The organism is Streptomyces sp. NPDC087906 (genome assembly GCF_055584925.1).
The window spans coordinates 59,698-82,687 of the sequence record NZ_JBVJLC010000019.1; the positions used below are offsets into that span (position 1 = coordinate 59,698).

Sequence of the window (22,990 nt, forward strand, 5' to 3'; positions counted from 1 at the left end):
CAGCGCCCCCGACCGCCCGCCCCTCTGCCCGTTACACCTTGTGCAGGTGGAACGTCAGCGACAGCCCCTCGTCCGTGAACGGCTCACCGTACGACGCGTCGTCCGGCGCCCCCGCCGCGAAGTCCAGCGCCAGGACCTCGTCCGCGATCAGGTCCGCGTGGGCGCGGAGGGCCTCTTCTGTTGGGGACGACTCGGACGTCCAGCGGACCGCGATCCGGTCCGCCACGTCCAGGCCGCTGTTCTTGCGGGCCTCCTGGATCAGGCGGATCGCGTCGCGGGCCAGGCCCGCCAGGCGGAGTTCCGGGGTGATCTCCAGGTCCAGGGCGACCGTCGCGCCCGAGTCGGACGCCACCGACCAGCCCTCGCGGGGGGTTTCGGTGATGATGACCTCGTCCGGGGCCAGCGAGACCTCGGCGCCGTCGACCGTCACCGTCGCCGTGCCCTCGCGCAGCGCCGCCGACAGGGCCGCGGCGTCCGCCGCGGCGACGGCCGCGGCCACCGCCTGGACGCCCTTGCCGAAGCGCTTGCCCAGGGCGCGGAAGTTGGCCTTCGCCGTCGTGTCGACCAGCGAGCCGCCGACCTCCGACAGCGTCGCGAGGCCCGCCACGTTCAGCTCCTCGGTGATCTGGGCGCGCAGCTCGTCGGAGAGCGCGTCGAAGCCCGTCGCCGCGATCAGCGCGCGCGACAGCGGCTGACGGGTCTTCACCCCCGACTCCGCACGTGTCGCGCGGCCCAGCTCCACCAGGCGGCGGACGAGCAGCATCTGCTTCGACAGCTCCGGGTCGATCGCCGCCAGGTCCGCCTCCGGCCAGGCCGACAGGTGGACGGACTCGGGCGCGTCCGGGGTCACCGGGACGACCACGTCCTGCCAGACCCGCTCCGTGATGAACGGGGTCAGCGGCGCCATCAGCCGGGTCACCGTCTCGACCACGTCGTGCAGCGTCCGCAGCGCCGCCTTGTCGCCCTGCCAGAACCGGCGGCGCGAGCGGCGCACGTACCAGTTCGACAGGTCGTCGACGAACGCCGACAGCAGCTTGCCGGCGCGCTGCGTGTCGTACGCCTCCAGCGCCTGCGTCGACTGGTCGACCAGCGCGTGCAGTTCGCTCAGCAGCCAGCGGTCCAGCAGCGGCCGGTCGGCCGGCGTCGGGTCGGCGTCCGAGGGGGCCCACAGCGACGTACGGGCGTAGAGCGCCTGGAAGGCGACCGTGTTCCAGTACGTCAGCAGCGTCTTGCGCACGACCTCCTGGATCGTGCCGTCACCGACGCGCCGCGCCGACCACGGCGAGCCGCCCGCCGCCATGAACCACCGCACCGCGTCCGCGCCGTGCTGGTCCATCAGCGGGATCGGCTGCAGGATGTTGCCGAGGTGCTTGGACATCTTGCGGCCGTCCTCGGCGAGGATGTGGCCGAGGCAGACCACGTTCTCGTACGACGACTTGTCGAAGACCAGCGTGCCGACCGCCATCAGCGTGTAGAACCAGCCACGCGTCTGGTCGATCGCCTCCGAGATGAACTGCGCCGGGTAGCGCTTCTCGAACAGGTCCTTGTTCTTGTGCGGGTAGCCCCACTGCGCGAACGGCATCGAACCCGAGTCGTACCAGGCGTCGATGACCTCGGGCACGCGCGTCGCCGTCAGTTCGCAGCCGGACTCCGGGCAGCCGAAGACGACCTCGTCGATGTACGGGCGGTGCGGGTCGAGCGACGACTGGTCGGTGCCGGTCAGCTCGGTCAGCTCGGCGCGCGAGCCCACGCAGGTGAGGTGGTTGTCGGCGCAGCGCCAGATCGGCAGCGGCGTGCCCCAGTAACGGCTGCGCGACAGCGCCCAGTCGACGTTGTTGTCCAGCCAGTCGCCGTACCGGCCGTGCTTGACCGAGTCGGGGAACCAGTTCGTCTTCTCGTTCTCCGCCAGCAGCCGCTCCTTGACCGCGGTCGTCCTGATGTACCAGGACGGCTGCGCGTAATAGAGGAGCGCGGTGTGGCAGCGCCAGCAGTGCGGGTAGCTGTGCTCGTACGGCACATGACGCAGCAGCAGTCCGCGCGCGCGCAGATCCTCGGTCAGCGCCTCGTCGGCCTTCTTGAAGAAGACGCCGCCGACGAGCGGCACGCTCTCCTCGAACGTGCCGTTCGGCCGGATCGGGTTGACCACCGGCAGACCGTACGAGCGGCAGACCTTCAGGTCGTCCTCGCCGAAGGCGGGGGACTGGTGCACCAGGCCCGTGCCGTCCTCCGTCGTCACGTACTCGGCGTTGACGACGTAGTGCGCCGGGCTGTCGGCGGGGAAGTCGATGAGCGTGAAGGGGCGCTGGTACGTCCAGCGCTCCATCTGGCGGCCGGTGAAGGACTGCCCGGTGCGCTCCCAGCCCTCGCCCAGCGCCTTCTCCAGCAGCGGCTCGGCGACGACCAGGCGCTCCGTGCCGTCCGTCGCGACGACATACGTGACGTCGGGGTGCGCGGCGACGGCGGTGTTGGACACCAGCGTCCACGGGGTGGTCGTCCAGACGAGCAGCGCGGCGTCGCCGGCGAGCGGGCCCGAGGTCAGCGGGAAGCGGACGAAGACGGAGGGGTCGACGATCGTCTCGTACCCCTGCGCCAGCTCGTGGTCGGACAGCCCCGTCTCGTCGCGCGGGCACCAGGGGGAGACCCGGTAGTCCTGGGTCAGCAGGCCCTTGTCGAAGATCTCCTTCAGCGACCACCAGACGGAGTCGACGTACTCCGGGTCCATCGTCCGGTACGCGTCGTCGAGGTCGGTCCAGTACCCCATGCGGGTCGTCAGCTCGGCGAAGGCGTCCGTGTGCCGGGTGACCGACTCGCGGCACTTGGCGTTGAACTCGGCGATGCCGTACGCCTCGATGTCCTTCTTGCCGTTGAAGCCCAGTTCCTTCTCGACGGCCAGCTCGACCGGCAGCCCGTGGCAGTCCCAGCCGGCCTTGCGCGCGACGTGGTAGCCGCGCATGGTGCGGAAGCGCGGGAAGACGTCCTTGAAGACGCGGGCCTCGATGTGGTGCGCGCCCGGCATGCCGTTGGCGGTGGGCGGGCCCTCGTAGAAGACCCACTCGGGGCGGCCCTCCGACTGGTCGAGGCTCTTGGCGAACACCTTGGCGTCGCGCCAGAAGTCGAGTACGGCGTGCTCAAGGGCGGGCAGGTCGACCTGCGCGGGCACCTGGCGGTAGAGCGGCGGCGTCGGCGGGGTCAGGGGTGTCGCGGGTGTCGCTGGCGTGGTCATCGGTCGCTTCCTCCGGCGGAACTGCGTCGTCTCCGTCGAAGGGACGAGAGCTGGGCTCCCGCGGTACCACCCTCCTTGGCCCCGGGCGTACGCCGCCCGCAGCCCCCTCATTGGGGTCGCGCTGCCGGTTCTACTCGCGCCTGTCCACCGAGGACCGGCACTTTCTTCCGGCGGCTCCGGGGTGATCCTTCACTTCGCGCTGTGCCCCCGGGCTCGCACCGTCCCCGGGTCGCTCATGGCCGCTTACGACGCTACTCGTCCCCATCCACGCCTTTCGCTGAGGCCAGTGTACGGTCCCGCGCGGCGCGGGCAGACCCGATTTTTCCGGCCGGCGGCGAGGCCGGCGGCGGGCCCGGCCCCAGGTCGGCATACGGCGCAGCGCGTGACCCGAACGGTCATGACGTAGCAGGTCGCTCCCGGCAGCCGCGTGGCGGCGGATTACCGGGCGGGGAGCTGGGCACAACGCTTGGAGGCGTGTCTTGTCACGACAGGGGGAGGCCCGTGGCGGCGGCGTGCCCCGTTGCCGCGGGGGCGATGTCGATTTATCGTCCCAACACGATTTGCGCGCAAGATCACAAAATGTGAAGGGGCCGCGGCATGGTGGCGAAGAAGTCCGCCGCGAACGACTCAGCCGCGAGCAAGGCGGCGGCGAAGAAGGCGGCGAAGAAGCCGCCGTCCGAGCGGTCGCCTGAGGGCACGGCACCGGCGGACAAGACGCCGGCGAAGAAGAAGCGGCCGGCGAGGAAAGCCGCGGCGAAGAAGGCCGCACCAGCGGCCGAGGGGGCGGCCCAGGCCGCGGAACAGACAGGAGCCAAGACGGTGGGAGCCAAGAAGACTGCGGGCGGCAGCGGGACCACAGCCGCCACCGAGGGCGCCGCGACCGCGACAGCGGTCCCGCCGGCACCCGTCGCCGCGGCGACACCTCCGGGGGAGCTGGCGGTACGCCCGGGTGAGGACCCGTGGACACCGGAGGAGGTCGCCGAGGCGCGGGCCGGCCTGGAGGGCGAGGTGACGCGGCTGGCGCACGAGATCAGCTCGTCCGAGCAGGCCCTCGCCGGGCTGATGCGGGACTCCGGGGACGGCGCGGGTGACGACGACGCCGACACCGGCACCAAGAACATCACCCGCGAACACGAGATGTCCCTCAACGCCAACGCCAGGGAGATGCTCGAACAGACCGAACGGGCGCTCCAGCGCCTCGACGCGGGCACGTACGGCCTGTGCGAGGTCTGCGGGCAGCCGATCGGCAAGGCGAGGATGCAGGCGTTTCCCCGGGCCACGCTGTGCGTCGAGGACAAGCAGAAGCAGGAGCGCCGCGGCTAGGGTCCGTACGGATCTGTCCGGCGGATCGCCCCTGGGCGGCGGCTGACCTGGGGAGCGCCGTGTCGTATCCTCGGCGTCAAAGCATCTAGGTTGAGGGACTCACGTGACAGAGGCGGAGCGCATCATCGGTACGCCGGATGTCGACGACGAGGCAGCGGCGCCCGCCGAGCGGCCCAAGGGGCGGCGCAAGATCGTCGCCCTGTTCGTCGTCGCCCTCCTCGCCTACCTGCTGGACCTCGGCAGCAAGACGCTGGTCGTGGCCAAGCTGGAGAACGAGGCCCCGGTCGACGTCTTCGGCGACGTGCTGAAGTTCCGGGTGATCAGGAACGCCGGCGCCGCGTTCGGTCTCGGCGCCGCGTACACCGTGATCTTCACGGTCATCGCGGCCGCCGTGATCCTGGTCATCGCCCGGCTCGCCCGCAAGCTGCACAGCCTGCCCTGGGCCATCGCCCTCGGCCTGCTGCTCGGCGGCGCGCTCGGCAATCTCACGGACCGGATCTTCCGGGCCCCCTCCGTCTTCCAGGGCGCGGTCGTCGACTTCATCGCGCCCTGGCACTTCGCCGTCTTCAATCTCGCCGACTCCGCGATCTGCTGCGGCGGCGTCCTCATCGTGATCCTGTCCTTCCGTGGGCTGGACCCGGACGGCACAGTCCACAAGGACTGACAAGGCATACTCGACGGGTGAGCTTCCCCGAGATCAGAACGCTGCCCGTGCCCGATGGACTGGAAGGCGAGCGCGTCGACGCCGCCATAGCCCGTATGTTCGGGTTCTCCCGTACGAAGGCGGCCGAGCTGGCCGCGTCAGGGAAGGTCCAGGTCGACGGCTCCGTCGTCGGGAAGTCCGAGCGGGTGAACGGCGGCGCCTGGCTCGAAGTGGAGATGCCGGCCCCCGCGGTGCCGGTGAAGATCGTCGCCGAGCCGGTCGAGGGCATGGAGATCGTCCACGACGACGACGACATCGTCGTGATCGTCAAGCCGGTCGGAGTCGCCGCCCACCCGAGCCCCGGCTGGACGGGCACCACCGTCATCGGCGGCCTGGCCGCCGCCGGATTCCGTATCTCGACCTCCGGCGCCGCCGAGCGCCAGGGCATCGTGCACCGGCTGGACGTCGGCACGTCCGGGCTGATGGTGGTGGCCAAGTCGGAGCGGGCGTACACGCTGCTGAAGGCCCAGTTCAAGGAGCGCGTCGTCGACAAGCGCTACCACGCGCTGGTGCAGGGGCACCCGGACCCGATGAGCGGGACGATCGACGCCCCCATCGGCCGCCACCCGCACCACGACTACAAATGGGCGGTCACCGCCGACGGCAAGCCGTCCGTGACGCACTACGACCTGATCGAGGCGTTCCGCTCGGCCTCGCTGCTGGACATCAAGCTGGAGACGGGCCGTACGCACCAGATCCGCGTGCACATGTCGGCCCACCGGCACCCCTGCGTGGGCGACCTGACCTACGGCGCCGACCCGACCCTGGCCAAGCGCCTCGGCCTGACCCGGCAGTGGCTGCACGCGATGCGGCTCGGCTTCGAGCACCCCTCGGACGGGCGCTGGGTGGAATTCGAGAGCACGTACCCGGCCGATCTGCAGGGTGCGCTGGACAAGGTGAGGGCGGAGAGCAACGCATGACCGGGGCAGCGGCGGGCGGCGGCCCCGCGTACCGGATACGGGTCGCGGTCGACCCGGCCGACCGCGAGGCGTGCTTCGGCATCCGCAAGGACGTCTTCGTCGCCGAGCAGCGGGTGCCCGAGGACATCGAGTACGACAGCCACGACGCGACGGCCGTCCATGTGCTCGCGGTACGCGACGACGGACTGCCGCTCGGCACAGGACGGCTGCTGTACGGGGCCGACGCGGCCGGCAGCACCGGCGGGGCGCCCGGCGTCGGCTCGCTCGGCCGGCTCGCCGTGACCAGGGCCGCCCGCGGCCTGGGCGTCGGCGCGGCGCTGGTGCGCGCCATCGAGGACGCGGCGCGCGAGCGCGGTCTGACCGCCGTCGACCTGCACGCGCAGACGCACGCCATGGGCTTCTACCAGAAGCTGGGCTACGAGCCGTACGGACCCGAGTTCCAGGACGCGGGCATCGCGCACCGCTCGATGCGGCGGGGGCTGTAAAAGCGCCGGTCGGAGCACGTGGCACTCTGGTGTCTTGATCGTCCGATCCCCGCCCCAACCCCTGTGGCGGCTGTCGACCGCCGGAGGACGCACCCGTGGACCAGTTGGCGTTGCTCTTCGCGCTGTTGCTCGGCGCGGTGGTCATGGTGCCGCTCGGCGAGCGCATCGGGCTGCCGCCGCCGGTCCTGATGACCCTGCTCGGGGTCGTCCTCGCGCTGCTGCCGTTCGTGCCGAACGTCGAGGTACCGCCGGACTTCATCCTGCCGGTGCTGCTGCCGCCGCTGCTGTACGCGGCCGTGCAGCGCACCTCATGGCGGCAGTTCGCCGCCAACCGGCGCCCCATCTTCCTGCTCGCCGTCGCGCTGGTGTTCGTCACGACGGCGGCGGTCGCCGCGGTCGCCGGGTCCGTCGTACCGGGACTGCCGATCGCCGCCGCCGTCGCGCTGGGCGCGCTCGTCGCACCGCCCGACCCGGTCGCCGCGACCGCCGTCGCCGGGGCGCTGGGGCTGCCGCGCCGGCTCGTGTCGATCCTGGAGGGCGAGGGGCTCTTCAACGACGTCACGGCGATCGTGCTCTACCACGTGGCGGTCCTGGCGGCCGTCAGCGGCAGCTTCTCCTGGCCGCACGCCGTGGGGTCGCTGGTGCTCTCCGCCGTGGTGGCCGTCGCCGTCGGGCTCGTGCTCGGCTGGCTCTCCAACAAGCTCATGGCGCTGCTCGGCGACGCGACCCTGCAGATCGGGCTCACGCTGCTGGTGCCGTTCATCAGCTACGTACTCGCCGAGGAGCTGAGCGGCTCCGGCGTGCTGGCCGTGCTGACCGTCGCGCTGTTCCTCGCCGAGCACACGGCGGACGCGGACGACGTGATGGGCCGGCTCGCCGGCAACTCCTTCTGGGAGATCGTCGACACGCTCGTCACCGGCGTCGCCTTCGGCCTGATCGGCCTCGAACTGCACAACGCGCTCGGCACCGCCGACAGCCACATGGCGGAGATGCTCGGCTGGGGCGGCGCCGTCGTCGTGGTCGTCGTCGGCGTACGGCTGCTGTATCTGCTGCCGGCCACCTGGCTCGCCAAACGGCTGCACAAGCTGCGCGACTACGACGAGGACATCCCCGTCGGCTGGCGCGAGACGGTCGTCATGTGGTGGGCCGGTATGCGCGGTGTCGCCTCGGTCGCGCTGGCGCTCGCCATCCCGCTCAAGACCGACGACGGCAAACCGTTCCCGGGCCGGGACGAGATCATCTTCATCGCGTTCGTCGTCATCATGGCCACGCTCGTCATTCAGGGGCTCACCCTGCCCTGGCTGGTACGGAAGCTCGGCGTGCGCGCCGACACGGACGCCGAGCGGGAGCTGGAGCACTCGCTGGCGATCCGGGCGGCGAGGGCGGCGCGGCGCAGGCTCCGGGAGATCGACGCCGCAGAGGAACTGCCGGAGGAGATCAGCGAACGGCTGGCGCGCGCCGCGATCGACATCGGGGCGCGGATCAGCCCGCTGGTCGTCGACGACGAGCGGCGCGAGTGGTTCGCGAAGCGGCAGGACTACCTGAAGACGCTCCAGCGCGTCCAGCGGGACATGATGTCGGCGGCCCGCCACGAGATCCTGGCGGCCCGCAACGAACCGGGCGCGAACCCGGAGGTCGTGGACAAGGTGCTGAGACACCTGGACGTCCGCAGCATGCGCTGACGCCTGCGGCGCGCCCGCCCGGCCTCGCCTTCGGTGCGCGGGCGGGCGGCGCCTGGCGGTCGATGTCCTGCTCCAGCCGTCCCGGGCGCAGGCGGCCAGGCGCTCGCCGCCGCCTGCGCGCGGCGCCCGCCGACGGCTGCCGCGAGGCGTTTCGTGCCCCTGCCAAGCCGGGTCCGGCGCTCGGCGCCCGCGGCGCGCGTGTGCCTGGTGCCCGCCCGGTTCCTGCGCGCGGAACGGGCCTCCCCGCCGCCTGCTCGGCGCCGCGCGCCGGGGGGAGTCCCCGCCGTTCTCGTCAGCCGCGGCCGGTGTCCGGGGCCTGGGCGTCGACGCTTTCGCGGGCCTCCTGGGGCTGGGGCTCTCGCTGCCGCGACGGGAACTGGCCGGCCGGGGACGGCACGGGGGCCGCCGCCATCGCGACCCTCGGCAGGGCGTACGGGTGGTCCTCCGCCAGCCAGGCGATGAGCTGCTCCCGTACCGCGCAGCGGACCGTCCAGATGTCGTCGGCGTCCTTCGCCGTGACGACCGCCCGGACCTCGATCGTCGTCGGGCCCGTGTCGGTGACGGCCAGGCTCCAGGTGCGGCCGTCCCAGGCCTCGCAGCCGAGCAGGATCTCCTCCAGTTTGTCCCGCATCAGCGGCACCGGGGCCGAGTGGTCGAGCTGGAAGAAGACCGTGCCGGTCATCTGCACCCCGCCGCGCGACCAGTTCTCGAACGGCTGGCTGGTGAAGTACGACACCGGCATCGTGATGCGCCGCTCGTCCCAGGTCCGCACCGTGAGGAAGGTCAGCGTGACCTCCTCGACGACGCCCCACTCGCCGTTCACGACCACCGTGTCGCCGATCCGCACCATGTCGCCGAAGGCGATCTGGAAGCCGGCGAAGAGATTGCCGAGGGTCGCCTGCGCCGCGACACCGGCGACGATGCCGATGATCCCGGCCGACGCCAGCATCGACGTACCGATCGCCCGCATGCCGGGGAAGGTGAGCAGGATCGCCGCGACCGCCACGATCACCACGACGGCGGTGACGATCCGCATGATCAGCGTCACCTGGGTCCGCACCCGGCGCACCCGGGCCGGGTCGCGCGTCGCCGACGCGTAGCGCGTGTACGAGGACTGGACGACGGCGGACACGATCCGCACCACCAGCCAGGCGCTCGCGCCGATCAGCACCAGCGTCAGCAACTGGCCGAGGTGCGCCTTGTGGTCCTGGATGACCTCCCACCTGACCGCGCGGTACGTACCGCGCAGCAGCGAGGTGATCAGGACGACCAGGAGCGGTGGCTGGCAGCGGCGCAGGAGCCCCCACAGCGGGGTCTCGCGGTGCCGCTCGTCCGCGCGGCGCAGCAGGACGTCCACGCCCCAGCCGAGCAGCAGTGCGAGCACGACGGACCCGCCGATCACGGCCAGCGGTCGCAGTACGTTCTCCATGTCTCCCTCGATCATCGTCCCCGTTCCGGGCTGGCAGGATGGCCGGATGGACATCATGCTCTTCCATTCGGCCCTCGGGCTGCGCCCGGCCGTGCACACGGCAGCCGAGCGGCTGCGCGGGGCCGGGCATTACGTGCGCGTGCCCGACCTGTACGAAGGACAAACCGCCGGGACCGTCGAGGACGGTATGGCGCTGAAGGACAAGATCGGCAAGGAGGAGCTGCTGCGGCGGGCCGTGCTGGCCGCCGCGCCGTACTCCGAGCGGGGTCTCGTCTACGCGGGGTTCTCGCTCGGCGGTTCGATCGCGCAGAACCTCGCGCTCGGCGACGACAAGGCGCGCGGCCTGCTCCTGCTGCACGGCACGTCCGACATCGCGGAGAACGCGTCGGTGGACGACCTGCCCGTGCAACTGCACGTCGCCGACCCGGACCCCTTCGAGACGGACGACTGGCTGAACGCCTGGTATCTGCGCATGGGGCAGATCGGCGCCGATGTGGAGATCTACCGGTACCCGGGGGCCGGCCATCTGTACACCGACCCCGAGCTGCCCGACCACGACGCCGAGGCGGCCGAGCAGACCTGGCGGGTCGCGCTGGGCTTCGTCGAGTCGCTCTGAGCGACCCCGAAGGAGCGGCCCGCCAGGGCCCGTCCGGCCGAAGGCTCGGCCCGGGCCCTCAGCCCAGGGCCTTCGTCAGCGCCGCGTTGAAGTCCGCCACCGTCATCGGCGGATTCTGGCTGCCGTCCGAAGCGGTGAGCGTCTTGCCGTCCATCTTGAAGGTCGGGGTGCCCTGCACCCCGCTCTTGTCGAAGGCCGCCGACATCTTCATCGCCCAGGCGTCGTACTTCCCGTCCTTGACGGCCTTCTGGAACGCCGCGTTGCCCTTCAGCTCCGGCACCGTGTTGGCCACCTGGATCAGATAGCTGTCCTTGGCGAACTTGTCCTGCGTCTCCTCGGGGTGGTACTTCGCCGAGTAGAGGGCCGTCTTGTAGTGCATGAAGGCGTCCGTGCTGACGTTGAGCGCGGCGCCCATCGCCGACAGCGCGTTCTTCGAGCCGACGCCGTTGCTGCTGTTGTCGATGAACGTGGCGCCGACGTACTGGATCTTGAACTTGCCCGCGTCGAGGTCGTTCTGGACGGTCGGGCCGACCGTCTGCTCGAAGCTCGCGCAGATCGGGCAGCGCGGGTCCTCGAACGTCTGGAGGGTCTTCTTGGCGGTGGACTTGCCGATGACGACGGTCGTGCCGTCCGTGCCCGAGGTGTGGGCGGGCGCGACGACGTTCGTCACCTTCTTCGCCGCCTCCCAGTGGTCGGGCTTGTTCGACTGCACGACGGCGAAGCCGACACCGGCGGCTATCGCGAGGACCACGACGACCGAGCCGCCGACGATGGACTGCCTGCGGACCTTGTCCTTGCGCGCCTGCCGCTCGCGCTCCTGGCGCAGCCGCTCGCGGGCGGCAGCCTTGTTGGACTGGTTGTTGCGTGTGCTCATGGGGGTTCACTCCGGGTGAAGTACTGCGGTACTGGCGTACTGACGTACCGGGAAAGGACGGACGGCGGGGGAGGCGCGGCTCAGACAGAGCCGAGCGCGAGACGCGGAGGTCCCCGCCGTCCTACGGAGTGCACGAGAAGCCGGGTACGGGAGAAGCGCGGGCGGTCGGCCGGGCGCGCCCCGCGCCGGACGGCGCCGCGCACCGTGCCCGCCACGCCCGCGGCGGTCAGCAGCGGCCGGAAGGCGAAAGCGGCGACGGTGCGTACCAGCGAGGCCAGGGCCGACTCGCCGTGCCGCAGCCAGTAGGCGGCGAGCAGGCCGACCGAGACATGCACGGCGAGCAGCAGCCAGGGCAGCGCCGGGTCGGGCGAGCTGAGCAGCGCGGCGATGCTGCCGCCGGGGGAGGCCACGCCCGGCAGCGGGGTGCCGACGGCGCCGCCGCACAGGACGTCGAAGCCGACCGAGCGCAGCGACCCGGCGACGGGCCCGCCCGCCGGGCCGTAACAGACGTGCTGGCCCGCGGTGAAGACGGTGTCGGCGGCCAGTTCGAGCGGGACGAGCAGCGCCGCCGTGCGGCCGTAGCTCCGCTCACGGCCGCCGGTCGCGTAGGCGAGGGCGAAGACCGCGGCGCTCAGCCCGGCGACGACGGACAGCGGGAGCGGCGCCCGGGACAGCAGCACGTGCGAGCCGGCGGACAGCGTCACGACCAGTGCCGTGAAGAGTGCTGCCCGCGCCGCCCTGAGCTGCGTCCCGGATATGTCCATCGTCGCCGAGTGTGCCACGGCGCCCTGTATGCCCGCCCTAAAGGAGCGGGTGAGAAATGGCTGAGAGATTCGGCGCCCGGCAGGCCGTTACGGGGCCAGCCGGCCGTTGCGGAAGAGGTCCACGAAGATCTGGTGGTCCGCCCTGGCCCGCGCTCCGTAGGCGTGGGCGAACTCCACCAGCAGCCGGGAGAAGTTCTCCTCGTCGCCCGCGATGGCCGCGTCGATGGCGCGCTCGGTGGAGAACGGCACCAGAGTGTGACCACTCTCATCGTCGGCGGCGGCGTGCATCGTGGCCGTGGCCCTGCCGAGGTCGGCGACGACCGCGGCGATCTCCTCCGGGTCGTCCAGGTCCGACCAGTCGAGATCGACCGCGTACGGGGAGATCTCCGCCACGAGCTGGCCCGCGCCGTCCAGCTCGGTCCAGCCGAGCCACGGGTCGGCGTGCGCCTGCAGGGCCCGCTGGGAGATGACCGTGCGGTGGCCCTCGTGCTGGAAGTAGTCCCGCACGGCGGCGTCGGTGATGTGCCGGGAGACCGCCGGGGTCTGCGCCTGCTTCATGTAGATCACGACGTCGTTCTCCAGCGCGTCGCTGTTGCCCTCCAGCAGGATGTTGTACGAGGGCAGCCCCGCCGAGCCGATGCCGATGCCGCGCCGCCCCACCACGTCCTTGACGCGGTAGGAGTCGGGCCGGGTCAGGCTGGAGTCCGGCAGGGTCTCCAGATAGCCGTCGAAGGCGGCCAGGATCTTGTAGCGGGTCGCCGCGTCCAGCTCGACCGAGCTGCCGCCGGGGGAGAACCGCCGCTCCCACTCGCGGATCTCGGTCATCGAGTCGAGCAGTCCGAAGCGGGTCAGCGAGCGGGCCGAGCGCAGCACGCCGAGCAGCGGTCCCTCGGCCGTGTCCAGCGTGAAGGGCGGCACCTCGTCGTTCTTGGCGCCGGTGGCCAGGGCGTGGATCCGCTCCCGGTAGGCGCCCGCGTAGATCTCCACCAGCTCGGTGATCTGCTCGTCGCTGAACGCCTTCGTGTAGCCGATCAGCGCCAGTGACGCGGCGAGCCGCTGGAGGTCCCAGGTGAACGGGCCGACGTACGCCTCGTCGAAGTCGTTGACGTTGAAGATCAGCCGGCCGTTGGCGTCCATGTACGTGCCGAAGTTCTCCGCGTGCAGATCGCCGTGGATCCACACCCGGGCGGTCCGCTCGTCGAGGAAGGGGCCGGCCGCCCTGCTGCCCGCGCCGTCCTTCTCCAGGTCGTTGTAGAACAGGCACGCCGTGCCCCGGTAGAAGGCGAAGGCCGAGGCGGCCATCTTGCGGAACTTCACCTGGAAGGCTGCTGGATCGGCCGCCAGAAGCTCGCCGAACGCGGTGTGGAACACGGCGAGGATCTCCTCGCCGCGTCCCTCGTCAGCTACTTCAACGGGTCGCGGGACCGACATCGCTGGGTGCCTCCTGGGCGGGAATGGTGAGTGTGACGGGCCCGGCAAGGGCCCCCGGAATGCGCAACGCACGACGGTACTCGCGAGTGCCCGGGAGTGCCCGCGTCTGTCGGTCCCGAGTCGTAGACTTCCACGCTGTTCCCCCCTGCCGTTCGTTGGAGGCCAGCACCGTGACAAAGCCGCCGTTCACGCACCTGCACGTGCACACCCAGTACTCGCTCCTGGACGGTGCCGCGCGGCTCGGCGACATGTTCAACGCGTGCAAGGAGATGGGGATGTCGCACATCGCCATGACGGACCACGGGAATCTCCATGGCGCGTACGACTTCTTCCACCAGGCGAAGAAGGCGGACGTGACGCCGATCATCGGCATCGAGGCGTACGTGGCGCCCGAGTCGCGGCGCAACAAGCGCAAGGTGCAGTGGGGCCAGCCGCACCAGAAGCGTGACGATGTGTCGGGTTCGGGCGGTTACACGCACAAGACGATCTGGGCGTCGAACGCGACGGGGCTGCACAACATCTTCCGGCTCTCCTCCGACGCGTACGCGGAGGGCTGGCTGCAGAAGTGGCCGCGGATGGACAAGGAGACCATCGCCAAGTGGTCCGAAGGCCTCATCGCGTCCACCGGCTGCCCCTCGGGCGAGTTGCAGACCCGGCTGCGGCTCGGCCAGTTCGACGAGGCGCTGAAGGCCGCCTCCGAGTACCAGGACATCTTCGGCAAGGACCGGTACTTCCTTGAGCTGATGGACCACGGGATCGAGATCGAGCGGCGCGTGCGCGACGGGCTGCTCGAAGTGGGCAAGAAGCTCGGCATCCCGCCGCTGGTCACCAACGACTCGCACTACACGTACGCCAACGAGGCGACGGCGCACGACGCGCTGCTGTGCATCCAGACCGGCAAGAACCTCTCGGACCCGGACCGCTTCCGGTTCGACGGCACGGGCTACTACCTGAAGTCGACCGACGAGATGTACGCGGTGGACTCTTCCGACGCCTGGCAGGAAGGGTGCGCCAACACCCTGCTGGTGGCGCAGCAGATCGACACCGAGGGCATGTTCCAGGAGAAGAACCTGATGCCCAGGTTCGACGTGCCGGAGGGCTTCACCGAGGTCACCTGGTTCAAGGAAGAGACGATGCGGGGGATGGCCCGCCGCTACCCGAACGGCATCCCCGAGGACCGGCAGAAGCAGGTCGAGTACGAGATGGGGATCATCATCGAGATGGGCTTCCCCGGGTACTTCCTGGTGGTCGCCGACTTCATCATGTGGGCCAAGAACAACGGCATCGCTGTCGGCCCCGGCCGCGGCTCGGCGGCCGGCTCGATCGTCTCGTACGCGATGGGCATCACCGACCTCGACCCGATCGAGCACGGGCTGATCTTCGAGCGGTTCCTCAACCCCGAGCGCATCTCCATGCCGGACGTCGACATCGACTTCGACGAACGCCGGCGCGGTGAGGTCATCCGGTACGTGACGGAGAAGTACGGCGCCGACAAGGTCGCCATGATCGGCACGTACGGCAAGATCAAGGCGAAGAACGCGATCAAGGACTCGGCCCGCGTGCTGGGCTACCCGTACGCGATGGGCGACCGGCTCACGAAGGCGATGCCCGCCGACGTCCTCGGCAAGGGCATCGACCTCAACGGCATCACCGACCCCAAGCACCCGCGCTACGGCGAGGCGGGCGAGATCCGGGGGATGTACGAGAACGAGCCGGACGTGAAGAAGGTCATCGACACGGCGAAGGGCGTCGAGGGCCTGGTCCGGCAGATGGGGGTGCACGCGGCCGGCGTGATCATGTCCAGCGAGACGATCACCGACCACGTCCCGGTGTGGGTGCGCCACACCGACCAGGTGACGATCACCCAGTGGGACTACCCGAGCTGCGAGTCGCTCGGCCTGCTGAAGATGGACTTCCTGGGCCTGCGCAACCTGACGATCATGGACGACGCCGTCAAGATGGTGAAGGCCAACAAGGGCGTCGACCTGGACCTGCTGGCCCTCCCGCTGGACGACCCGACGACGTACGAGCTGCTGTGCAGGGGCGACACGCTCGGTGTCTTCCAGTTCGACGGCGGCCCGATGCGCTCGCTGCTGCGGCTGATGAAGCCCGACAACTTCGAGGACATTTCCGCCGTCTCGGCCCTGTACCGGCCGGGCCCGATGGGCATGAACTCGCACACGAACTACGCCCTGCGCAAGAACGGCCAGCAGGAGATCACCCCGATCCACCCGGAGCTGGAAGAGCCACTGCGCGAGGTGCTCGGGCTGACCCACGGCCTGATCGTGTACCAGGAGCAGGTGCAGAAGGCCGCCCAGATCATCGCGGGGTACTCGCTCGGCGAGGCCGACATCCTCCGCCGCGTGATGGGCAAGAAGAAGGCCGACGAGCTGGCCAAGAACTTCGTCCTGTTCCAGGCCGGCGCCAAGAAGAACAACTACTCGGACGAGGCCATCAAGGCCCTGTGGGACGTGCTGGTCCCGTTCGCCGGCTACGCCTTCAACAAGGCGCACTCGTCCGCGTACGGCCTGGTCACGTACTGGACCGCGTATCTGAAGGCGAACTACCCCGCCGAGTACATGGCCGCGCTGCTGACGTCAGTGAAGGACGACAAGGACAAGTCGGCGGTCTACCTCAACGAGTGCCGCCGGATGGGCATCAAGGTCCTGCCGCCGAACGTGAACGAGTCCCAGTCGAACTTCGCCGCGCAGGGCGACGACGTGATCCTCTTCGGCCTGACCGCCGTCAGGAACGTCGGCACGAACGTGGTGGACTCGATCATCCGGTGCCGCAAGGCCAAGGGGAAGTACGCCTCCTTCCCGGACTTCCTCGACAAGGTCGAGGCGGTCGTCTGCAACAAGCGCACGGTGGAGTCGCTGATCAAGGCAGGCGCCTTCGACGAGATGGGGCACACCCGCAAGGGCCTGGTCGCCCATCACGAGCCGATGATCGACAACGTGGTCCAGGTCAAGCGCAAGGAGGCCGAGGGCCAGTTCGACCTGTTCGGCAGCGGCGAGGAGGAGAGCAGCGAGCCGGGCTTCGGGCTCGACGTCGAGTTCTCCGACATCGAGTGGGACAAGTCGTATCTGCTCGCCCAGGAGCGGGAGATGCTCGGGCTCTATGTCTCCGACCACCCGCTGTTCGGTATCGAGCATGTGCTCTCCGACAAGTCGGACGCGGCGATCTCGCAGCTCACGGGCGGTGAGCACGCGGACGGCGCGGTGGTGACCATCGGCGGGATCATCTCCGGGCTCCAGCGCAAGATGACCAAGCAGGGCAACGCCTGGGCCATCGCCACCGTCGAGGACCTGGCGGGCTCCATCGAGTGCATGTTCTTCCCGGCGACCTATCAGCTCGTCTCGACCCAGCTCGTCGAGGACACCGTCGTCTTCGTGAAGGGCCGGCTCGACAAGCGCGAGGACGTCCCCCGGCTTGTCGCCATGGAACTCCAGGTCCCCGACGTGTCGTCGGCGGGCACCGACGCGCCCGTCACCATCACCATCCCCACCGTGAAGGTCACCCCGCCGATGGTCAGCAGGCTCGGCGAGATCCTCGGCAGCCACCGGGGCAACTCCGAGGTCCGGATCAAACTCCAGGGCGCCCGCAAGACCACGGTGCTCCGGCTCGACCGGCACCGCGTCCAGCCCGACCCCGCCCTGTTCGGCGATCTGAAGGTGCTGCTCGGCCCGGCCTGCCTGGCCGGCTAGGGCGCCGTCCGGACGGACACGCGTGAGGGGCACGCCCGGTCACCCGGGCGTGCCCCTCACGCGTGTGTCACGCGTCGGCGCTGCGGCGTCAGTTGTGGCCGAAGCGCTTCTCCCGGCCCTTGTGGGGCGTGTCCGACGGGGTTATCCGCGACTGGACCTGCTCCGTGCGGTCCTCCATGGACGACGACCGGTCCTGCTCGGTGGAGCGGTCCGACGACGGGGCCTGCTGCTTGCTGCGGTCGCGGTCGCGGTTCTTGTTCTTGGCCATGGCGATGCCTCCTGTAGGAGTAGCTGGGGCGGATCGCGTTCAGACTCACATACCGGGCATATAGCCGCATTTTGGATCATTGCCGTGTGTAGTGGTGCCTCGTCAGCGGCCTGTCCCGGGATACGCCACGCCGATGATCGAGTTCCGGACGTTAACGCTCACGTGGTCGGGCAGACTCGAAGGAAACCCTTCACCATCCCGATCCCGAGGTTCCCGAGAGAAGGTGGAACACGTGGACCGCTGCGTTGTCCTGGTGGACGCCGGCTATCTGCTGGGCGCCGCCGCGAGTCTCCTCGCCGGAGAACCGGCCCGCTCCCGCATCACCGTGGACCACTCCGCCCTCATCCAGGGCCTGCGCGAACGGGCAGAGCACGACACCGAACAGCCGCTGCTGCGGATCTACTGGTTCGACGGCGCCCCCGACCGGGTCCCGCAGCCCGAGCACCGGCGGCTGCGCGTCATGCCCCGGGTCACGGTCAGGCTGGGCGCCCTCACCCGCAGCGACGGGCGCTGGGCGCAGAAGGGCGTCGACGCGGCGATGCACGCCGAACTCACCGAACTGGCCAGAAACCGCGCCTGCTCCGACGTCGTACTTGTCACCGGCGACGGTGATCTGCTTCCCGGGCTGATGTCGGCCAAGGAGCACGGCGTCGCCGTCCACCTCTGGGCCGTCCAGGCCGCCGACGGCGACTACAACCAGTCGGAGGACCTGGTCGCCGAGGCCGACGAGCGGCGGGTGCTCGACCGGGCGTGGATCACCAAGGCCGTACGCGCCAAGGATTTCGGCGGGGTCTGCGCGCCCACCCCCGGGACCCGCCCCGACATCGCGGCGATCCTCTCGGCGCCGCTGCCCGAGTCGGCGCTCGCCGCGTCGGCCGAACGGGCCGCCGAGGCGCGGACGGCGGCCGGGCAGAACGGCTCGCCCGCGCCCGCCGCCGAACGCCCCCACGACCACGAGAGCGCCCAGCCGCATCCCGGCACCAAGGGCGTCCCCACCCCCAAGGACCTGGCGAGCCTGCGCGCCCCCGGCGTCCAGCCCCCTGCCGAGCGCGGCCCGGCCGGTGCGACGCTGCGCTGGTCCTCCGACAAGGGCTGGGTCGAACGCCCCGGCGGCGGCCCCTCGGGCGAGCCGCCCGAGACCGCGTCGCTGCCCACCCTCGCCCAGCTCACCAGCGCCGAACAGCGCTGGGCCGACCGCGAGGAGGACATCACCACCGTCGGCGGCGACCCCTTCGAGGTCGGCCAGGTCTTCGCCCGCCGCTGGATGGCCCGGCTGCCCGAGACGGCCCACGTGCAGAAGCTGTCCGTGATGTACCCGCGCATCCCGCACCGCATCGACGGCGAACTGCTCAGGTACGCGGCGCGGTTCGGGCTGCTCGCCCACAAGGACGACCAGATCGACGAGCACGACCGCTACGCCATCCGGGCGGGCTTCTGGCGGGAGATCGACGTCAGGGCCGCCGCCGAGCACGGGTCAGCACCCGAGTAGGAGCGGTACGCGGCGGACCACGTAGGCTCGTGCCTCGTGAGTACGGTGTGCGTGGTGCGCGATCTGGTGAAGACGTACCCCGCCGCGCGCGGCGGCCGGGGCACCCCGGCGACGCCCGAGGTGCGCGCCACCGACGGGATCAGCCTCGACGTGCGGCGCGGTGAGATCTTCGGCCTGCTCGGACCCAACGGCGCCGGCAAGTCCACCCTCGTACGCCAGCTCACCGGGCTGATGCGGCCCGACTCCGGCAGTGTCGAGATGCTCGGCCACGACCTGGTACGCCACCCCGAACTGGCGTCGCGGCTCGTCGGCTACCTCGGCCAGGAGTCCACGGCCCTGGACGAACTGACCGTAGCCCTCGCCGCCGAGACCACCGGCCGGCTGCGCGGTCTCACGCTGCGCGAGGCCCGTAAGGCCCGGGACGCCGTCCTGGACGAACTGGGCCTGACCGAGATCGCCGGACGGCCCCTGAAGAAGCTCTCGGGCGGCCAGCGGCGGCTGGCGTGCTTCGCCACCGTGCTGGTCGGCGAGCGGCCCGTGCTGGTCCTCGACGAGCCCACCACCGGCATGGACCCGGTCGCCCGGCGCGCCGTGTGGGCCGCCGTCGACCGCAGGCGCGTCGAGCAGGGCGCGACCGTCCTGCTCGTCACCCACAACGTCATCGAGGCGGAGACCGTGCTCGACCGGGTCGCCGTCCTGGAACGCGGCAAGGTCATCGCCTGCGACACCCCGGCCGGGCTCAAGGAACAGGTCGCGGGCGAGGTCAGGGTCGAGCTGGTGTGGCGCGAGCGCGCCCCGCTCGACGTGCCCGAGGTGGCGGCCCTGCGCGACTCGGCGCAGGAGTCGGGGCGCCGCTGGGTGCTGCGGCTCGCGCCCGACGAGGCACGGGCCGCCGTCGCCGCCGTGACCGGCGGCGCCGCCTTCGCGGCCCTGGACGACTTCAGCCTGGCGACGCCGAGCCTGGAGGACGTCTATCTCGCGCTCGGCGGACAGACGAAGGGGCTGGTCAAGGCATGACCGACGACAGGAGCAGTGGCAGGTGAGCATCGTGCCAGCGGAGGCCGTGTCCGGACGGGCCGAACCGGCCGCCACGACCCGGGGGGAGCCCGCCAGGTCCGTACCCGCGCCGCTCGCCCCGCGCGCCCGGCTGCTGCCCTCGCTCGCCGCCGTCTACCGGGCGCAGCTCTCCCGGGCCCGGGTCGCCCGGATCCCGCTGCTGTTCGTCGCGACCTTCCAGTCCGTCGGGATCATGGTCCTGATGCGGGGCGTCGTCGAGGGCGGCTCGGAGGCGCGGGCCGTCGTCGCGGGGGCGAGCGTGCTCGTCGTCGCTTTCGTCGCGCTCAACCTGCTCGCCCAGTACTTCGGCCAGTTGCGGGCGAGCGGCGGTCTCGACCACTACGCCACCCTGCCGGTGCCGCCCGCCGCCGTCGTGCTCGGCGCCGCCGCCGCGTACGCCTCCTTCACCGTGCCGGGCACGGTCGTCACCGCTGTCGCGGGCAGCGCCATGTTCCAGTTGCCGCTCGCCCATCTGTGGATCCTGCTCGCCGTCGTACCGCTGTCCGGGGCCGCCCTGTCGGGTCTGGGCGCCGCGTGCGGGCTGCTGGCACCCCGGCAGGAGATCGCCACCCTGCTGGGCCAGCTCGGCATGTCGGCGGCGCTGCTGCTGGGCGTCCTGCCCGCCGACCGGCTGCCGGGCCCGGTCGGCTGGCTGCGCGATCTGCTGCCGTCGACGTACGGCGTCGAAGCGCTCGCCCGGTCGTTCGACTCGCACCCGGACTGGTCGGCCGTCTGCGTCGACCTGGGGGTGTGCGCCGGCGTCGGTGTCGTCTCGCTGGCCGTCGCCACGTGGGCGTACCGGCGTGCGGCGGTCCGGTGAGGCGGCCTTCGAACAGGCCTGGCACGATGGCACAGTGACCGCTCCTCTGACGCCGCCGCACCAGCCGCCGCCGAATCACGACCCCTGGCAGATGCCGCAGGCCGGCGCTTCGCCCTACGCGGGGGACAAAGCGGAGGAAGGGCCCGATATGACCAAGGAGCTGCGCCAGGCCGCCGTGGTGTTCGCCGCGACCGCCGTCTCCGGCGTGCTGCTGGGGCTGCTGTGGCTCTGGCTCGCGCCGCGCATCCCGCTGATCTCCGACAGCACCGCCGTCTTCCTCAAGGACACCGAGGGCGAGGAGGCGATCGGCGCCGACGGAACGTTTGTCCTGCTCGCCCTGGCCTTCGGCCTGGTCACCTCGGCGCTGGTGTTCTTCTTCCGCAGGCGCGGCGGCGTCCCGCTGGTCGTCGCGCTGGCGCTGGGCGGGCTGCTCGGCGCCGTCATCGCCTGGAAGGTGGGCGGCTGGCTCGGCCCCACGTCGGACGTGGTGGCGCACGCGCGCGCCGCGGGAAAGGGCGTCACCTTCGACGCGCCGCTCGAACTGAACATGAAGGGCGCGCTGCTCGCCTGGCCGGTCGCCGCCATGGTCGTCCATCTGGCGCTGACGGCGCTGTTCGCGCCGCGCGACCCGGAGCCCGACTGGGGAGCGATGTACGCGCAGCCGCAGAGCGGCGGCGGTGACGGCGGTACGGGGCAGCAGAACGGCCACCAGGACCGGTCGGGGCCCTCCGGCCAGGTGTGGGGCGGGCCCGACAACTAGGTCCTGCCCGGCCGGTCTTCGCGGGCCCGCGACGCCTGGCACGGCACCTCGCCGCGTTGTCGGACCGATCCTCGTACAACCAGTACGGGGATGATCCTCCGCCTTGCGATGCACCGCACCAGACGCCGCAGGCTGATCCGCGAAGACCGGCCGGACAGGACCTGGCTCAGCCGGCGCGGCCGATCGGGGCCAGGACCGCCGACGTCAGCGCCGCCAGGTCGGCGGGTGCCAGCTCGACCTCCAGGCCGCGGCGGCCCGCCGAGACGCAGATCGTCGGATGGCCGTCCGCCGACGCGTCCAGCACCGTACGCAGCCGCTTGCGCTGCCCGAGCGGCGAGATGCCGCCCCGTACGTAGCCGGTGGTGCGCTCGGCCGCCGCAGGGTCGGCCATCGCGGCGCGCTTGCCGCCGACGGCCGCCGCCAGCGCCTTGAGATCGAGCGAGCCCGCCACCGGTACGACGGCGACCGTCAGCTCGCCGTCGACGTCGGCGACCAGCGTCTTGAAGACCCGCTCGGGGGAGACGCCCAGCGCACGCGCCGCCTCCTCGCCGTACGACGGCGACGCCGGGTCGTGCGCGTACTCGTGCAGGGTGTAGGCGGTGCCGGCGGCGGTCAGCGCGACCGTCGCCGGGGTGCCGCCGGTCTGCTTCCTGGCCTTCTTCGCCATCGGTTCCCGTACGTCGGTCGGAGTCGGGTCAGTTGGGGTTGGTGCGGGTCTGCGTCAGCTCGGCGGCCGGCAGCGACGGCAGATGCCGGATCACGGCGGTCTCGGCCCGCAGCAGTTTCAGCTCCTGGCGCAGCCGGTCCGCCGTGTCGGCCGCTTCGAGCAGTCGCTGCCTCGTCGGGATGTCCAGCACGGCAGCCGCAGCGACCAGGTACGACACCACGGACGGCTCGTCCGGCAGCTCGGTCTCCGTGGAGAGCGTGCGCTCCCTGGCCCCGGCCAGCCGCTTCTGGTAGCTCTGGAAGGCCCGCAGCACCCCCTCGGCGAGCGCGCCGGCCCCTTCGCCCTCCTCCTCGGGCAGCTCCTCCACCTCGGCCGTCAGGAAGGCGCCGCTCGCCTCGACCGACAGGAGCCGGACCCGGGTGGTGCCGGTGACGACGACCTCGAAGGTGCCGTCGGAGCGTTCGCGGATCGTCGCGGCGTCGGCGACGCACCCCACGGGGTGGAAGGCGTCGAGCGGTTCGGGGCCGAACCCTTCGGCGGGACCGCGTTCGGGCACGGCCGCCTGGTCCGGCATGCCGGAGGCGGTCGGCGCCAGTTCGCGCCCGTCGCGGATGGCGACCACGACGAAGCGCCGCCCCTCGGACTCGTCGGTCTTCAGCAGCTCACGCATCAAGGCGCGGTAGCGCTCCTCGAAGACGTTCAGCGGCAGGACGAGGCCGGGGAACAGCACCGCGTTCAGCGGGAAGAGAGGGAGGCGAGCGGTGGTCACAACG

Annotated in this window: 19 protein-coding genes; 11 read left to right on the forward strand and 8 right to left on the reverse strand. The window is 71.1% G+C overall.

The window, feature by feature from the left end; translation table 11 throughout:
- Nucleotides 1–31: 31 nt before the first annotated feature.
- Nucleotides 32–3,223: an isoleucine--tRNA ligase gene (gene ileS, locus ACZ63I_RS34095; RefSeq protein WP_469343356.1), complete on the reverse strand. Its 3,192-nt coding sequence runs from the start codon at nucleotides 3,221–3,223 to the stop codon at nucleotides 32–34.
- A gap of 1,164 nt (nucleotides 3,224–4,387) precedes the next feature.
- Between ileS and ACZ63I_RS34100 the strand changes: the two genes are divergently transcribed.
- From ACZ63I_RS34100 to ACZ63I_RS34120, 5 genes are all read left to right on the forward strand, one after another.
- On the forward strand, nucleotides 4,388–4,546 hold the full coding sequence (locus ACZ63I_RS34100) for a TraR/DksA family transcriptional regulator (RefSeq protein WP_469343390.1): 159 nt from the start codon (nucleotides 4,388–4,390) through the stop codon (nucleotides 4,544–4,546).
- Nucleotides 4,547–4,649: 103 nt separating this feature from the next.
- Entirely contained in the window at nucleotides 4,650–5,210 is a 561-nt protein-coding gene (lspA, locus tag ACZ63I_RS34105) for a signal peptidase II (protein ID WP_469343357.1), read from the forward strand.
- Nucleotides 5,211–5,227: 17 nt separating this feature from the next.
- Nucleotides 5,228–6,169, forward strand: a complete 942-nt coding sequence (locus ACZ63I_RS34110) for an RluA family pseudouridine synthase (protein WP_469343358.1) — start codon at nucleotides 5,228–5,230, stop codon at nucleotides 6,167–6,169.
- Complete coding sequence (locus ACZ63I_RS34115; protein WP_469343359.1) at nucleotides 6,166–6,654, forward strand: GNAT family N-acetyltransferase; 489 nt, start codon at nucleotides 6,166–6,168, stop codon at nucleotides 6,652–6,654. Before ACZ63I_RS34110 ends, ACZ63I_RS34115 begins: the two co-directional genes overlap by 4 nt.
- A gap of 95 nt (nucleotides 6,655–6,749) precedes the next feature.
- Nucleotides 6,750–8,336, forward strand: coding sequence for a Na+/H+ antiporter (locus tag ACZ63I_RS34120; RefSeq protein WP_469343361.1), 1,587 nt, complete (start codon nucleotides 6,750–6,752; stop codon nucleotides 8,334–8,336).
- Nucleotides 8,337–8,628: 292 nt separating this feature from the next.
- On the opposite strand, the gene ACZ63I_RS34125 is transcribed toward ACZ63I_RS34120, so the two are convergent.
- Nucleotides 8,629–9,765, reverse strand: a complete 1,137-nt coding sequence (locus tag ACZ63I_RS34125; RefSeq protein ID WP_469343362.1) for a mechanosensitive ion channel family protein — start codon at nucleotides 9,763–9,765, stop codon at nucleotides 8,629–8,631.
- A gap of 46 nt (nucleotides 9,766–9,811) precedes the next feature.
- On the opposite strand from ACZ63I_RS34125, the gene ACZ63I_RS34130 reads away from it, so the two are divergent.
- Nucleotides 9,812–10,381 (forward strand): dienelactone hydrolase family protein, encoded by a 570-nt coding sequence (locus ACZ63I_RS34130; protein ID WP_469343392.1) that lies wholly within the window; start codon nucleotides 9,812–9,814, stop codon nucleotides 10,379–10,381.
- A gap of 58 nt (nucleotides 10,382–10,439) precedes the next feature.
- Here ACZ63I_RS34130 and ACZ63I_RS34135 read toward each other — a convergent pair whose 3' ends face one another.
- The 3 genes from ACZ63I_RS34135 to ACZ63I_RS34145 form a co-directional block, all read right to left on the reverse strand.
- Complete coding sequence (locus tag ACZ63I_RS34135) at nucleotides 10,440–11,255, reverse strand: thioredoxin domain-containing protein (protein WP_469343363.1); 816 nt, start codon at nucleotides 11,253–11,255, stop codon at nucleotides 10,440–10,442.
- Between the two features lie 80 nt (nucleotides 11,256–11,335).
- Nucleotides 11,336–12,019: a hypothetical protein gene (locus ACZ63I_RS34140; RefSeq protein WP_469343365.1), complete on the reverse strand. Its 684-nt coding sequence runs from the start codon at nucleotides 12,017–12,019 to the stop codon at nucleotides 11,336–11,338.
- Nucleotides 12,020–12,106: 87 nt separating this feature from the next.
- Nucleotides 12,107–13,450: a DUF2252 domain-containing protein gene (locus tag ACZ63I_RS34145; protein ID WP_469343366.1), complete on the reverse strand. Its 1,344-nt coding sequence runs from the start codon at nucleotides 13,448–13,450 to the stop codon at nucleotides 12,107–12,109.
- Nucleotides 13,451–13,620: 170 nt separating this feature from the next.
- On the opposite strand from ACZ63I_RS34145, the gene dnaE reads away from it, so the two are divergent.
- The gene (gene dnaE / locus ACZ63I_RS34150) at nucleotides 13,621–17,157 is read left to right on the forward strand and encodes a DNA polymerase III subunit alpha (protein WP_469343368.1); all 3,537 of its coding nucleotides are present in this window, start codon (nucleotides 13,621–13,623) and stop codon (nucleotides 17,155–17,157) included.
- A gap of 88 nt (nucleotides 17,158–17,245) precedes the next feature.
- Here the strand turns inward: dnaE and ACZ63I_RS34155 are convergent, their stop codons facing one another.
- The gene (locus ACZ63I_RS34155; protein ID WP_469343369.1) at nucleotides 17,246–17,425 is read right to left on the reverse strand and encodes a hypothetical protein; all 180 of its coding nucleotides are present in this window, start codon (nucleotides 17,423–17,425) and stop codon (nucleotides 17,246–17,248) included.
- Nucleotides 17,426–17,648: 223 nt separating this feature from the next.
- On the opposite strand from ACZ63I_RS34155, the gene ACZ63I_RS34160 reads away from it, so the two are divergent.
- Genes ACZ63I_RS34160 through ACZ63I_RS34175 form a run of 4 tightly spaced genes read left to right on the forward strand, consistent with a single transcriptional unit; the run spans nucleotide 17,649 to nucleotide 21,550 of the window.
- Nucleotides 17,649–18,914, forward strand: coding sequence for an NYN domain-containing protein (locus tag ACZ63I_RS34160; RefSeq protein WP_469343371.1), 1,266 nt, complete (start codon nucleotides 17,649–17,651; stop codon nucleotides 18,912–18,914).
- 45 nt (nucleotides 18,915–18,959) lie between these two features.
- The gene (locus tag ACZ63I_RS34165) at nucleotides 18,960–19,931 is read left to right on the forward strand and encodes an ABC transporter ATP-binding protein (RefSeq protein WP_469343393.1); all 972 of its coding nucleotides are present in this window, start codon (nucleotides 18,960–18,962) and stop codon (nucleotides 19,929–19,931) included.
- A 22-nt stretch (nucleotides 19,932–19,953) separates the two neighbouring features.
- Nucleotides 19,954–20,790 carry an ABC transporter permease gene (locus ACZ63I_RS34170; protein ID WP_469343372.1) on the forward strand — a complete coding sequence of 279 codons (837 nt, stop codon included), beginning with the start codon at nucleotides 19,954–19,956 and terminating at the stop codon, nucleotides 20,788–20,790.
- A gap of 34 nt (nucleotides 20,791–20,824) precedes the next feature.
- On the forward strand, nucleotides 20,825–21,550 hold the full coding sequence (locus tag ACZ63I_RS34175; RefSeq protein WP_469343373.1) for a hypothetical protein: 726 nt from the start codon (nucleotides 20,825–20,827) through the stop codon (nucleotides 21,548–21,550).
- Between the two features lie 166 nt (nucleotides 21,551–21,716).
- On the opposite strand, the gene ybaK is transcribed toward ACZ63I_RS34175, so the two are convergent.
- Both ybaK and ACZ63I_RS34185 read right to left on the reverse strand, forming a co-directional pair.
- A complete protein-coding gene (gene ybaK / locus ACZ63I_RS34180; protein WP_469343375.1) occupies nucleotides 21,717–22,217 on the reverse strand; it encodes a Cys-tRNA(Pro) deacylase in 501 nt (166 codons plus the stop codon).
- A 28-nt stretch (nucleotides 22,218–22,245) separates the two neighbouring features.
- Nucleotides 22,246–22,986: an LON peptidase substrate-binding domain-containing protein gene (locus ACZ63I_RS34185; RefSeq protein ID WP_469343376.1), complete on the reverse strand. Its 741-nt coding sequence runs from the start codon at nucleotides 22,984–22,986 to the stop codon at nucleotides 22,246–22,248.
- Between the last annotated feature and the right edge of the window lie 4 nt (nucleotides 22,987–22,990).

Coding starts and splice junctions, on each gene's coding strand:
- ileS (WP_469343356.1), bottom strand. CDS start 3,223: ATGACCACGCCAGCGACACCCGCGACACCCCTGACCCCGCCGACGCCG.
- ACZ63I_RS34140 (WP_469343365.1), bottom strand. CDS start 12,019: ATGGACATATCCGGGACGCAGCTCAGGGCGGCGCGGGCAGCACTCTTC.
- ACZ63I_RS34115 (WP_469343359.1), top strand. CDS start 6,166: ATGACCGGGGCAGCGGCGGGCGGCGGCCCCGCGTACCGGATACGGGTC.
- ACZ63I_RS34125 (WP_469343362.1), bottom strand. CDS start 9,765: ATGGAGAACGTACTGCGACCGCTGGCCGTGATCGGCGGGTCCGTCGTG.
- ACZ63I_RS34135 (WP_469343363.1), bottom strand. CDS start 11,255: ATGAGCACACGCAACAACCAGTCCAACAAGGCTGCCGCCCGCGAGCGG.
- ACZ63I_RS34130 (WP_469343392.1), top strand. CDS start 9,812: ATGGACATCATGCTCTTCCATTCGGCCCTCGGGCTGCGCCCGGCCGTG.
- ACZ63I_RS34145 (WP_469343366.1), bottom strand. CDS start 13,450: ATGTCGGTCCCGCGACCCGTTGAAGTAGCTGACGAGGGACGCGGCGAG.
- ACZ63I_RS34155 (WP_469343369.1), bottom strand. CDS start 17,425: ATGGCCAAGAACAAGAACCGCGACCGCGACCGCAGCAAGCAGCAGGCC.
- ybaK (WP_469343375.1), bottom strand. CDS start 22,217: ATGGCGAAGAAGGCCAGGAAGCAGACCGGCGGCACCCCGGCGACGGTC.
- ACZ63I_RS34100 (WP_469343390.1), top strand. CDS start 4,388: ATGCTCGAACAGACCGAACGGGCGCTCCAGCGCCTCGACGCGGGCACG.